At 29.6% G+C, this 653-nt stretch carries 1 protein-coding gene; it reads right to left on the bottom strand.

Annotated features, from left to right (window positions below; genetic code table 11):
* Positions 1 to 15: 15 nt before the first annotated feature.
* The gene (locus A5868_RS12465; RefSeq protein ID WP_087654167.1) at positions 16 to 561 is read right to left on the bottom strand and encodes a LicD family protein; all 546 of its coding nucleotides are present in this window, start codon (positions 559 to 561) and stop codon (positions 16 to 18) included.
* Positions 562 to 653: the final 92 nt, after the last annotated feature.

A 653-nucleotide genomic window follows, 5' to 3' on the forward strand; every position in this document is an offset into this window, starting at 1 on the left:
TATTCATTCAGCTTTCTATTTATAACTATTTAACACCTGTCTCTTATACACATCTAGATGTGTATAAGAGACAGTATTGACAGTTTCATTATTTCCCATCGTCCATACACCTGCCAAAGCACGATATATATATATTTGAAAAAAATAAAGATTACGTACAAATTTTGAATTCGGTGTACCATCTAAAGGTAATATATCTACGACCGTTAATCCTAGATTATTGTTTTTAGGTAAATCCATCTTAATTCGTATTTCCTCTTTTAACAGCACTCTTGGAAAATAGCAATGTATTTCGGGATTAGTTTTATAACTTAAAATATTAAACTTTTTAGACCATTCTCTATTTGATGCCAACTCAATCAAATCATCATAGTCTTTTCGCGGTATTGCTACATCAGCATCGTCATCCCATGGAACAAAACCTTTATATTTTACCGCTCCCATGACGCTTCCCCCACGTAAAAAAAAATCCATATTATTTTTTTTACAAAATTGTCTTAATTCGAATAATGCTTCTAATTCTAAAAGTTGAAGTTCTCTTAATTTGCTCTTATCTTCCATACCTTGTCTCCTAATTATTTTCGTAAACAAATATACTAAAATTAAATTTCAAAAAAAATTTTTTCATACAAATAGACAATTCTATCCCATGA

It is taken from the genome of Enterococcus sp. 12F9_DIV0723 (assembly GCF_002174375.1).
GTDB classification, from domain to species: domain Bacteria; phylum Bacillota; class Bacilli; order Lactobacillales; family Enterococcaceae; genus Enterococcus_A; species Enterococcus_A gilvus.

Excerpts from the sequence above, each read along its gene's own strand:
- A5868_RS12465 (WP_087654167.1), bottom strand. The coding sequence starts at position 561 with ATGGAAGATAAGAGCAAATTAAGAGAACTTCAACTTTTAGAATTAGAA.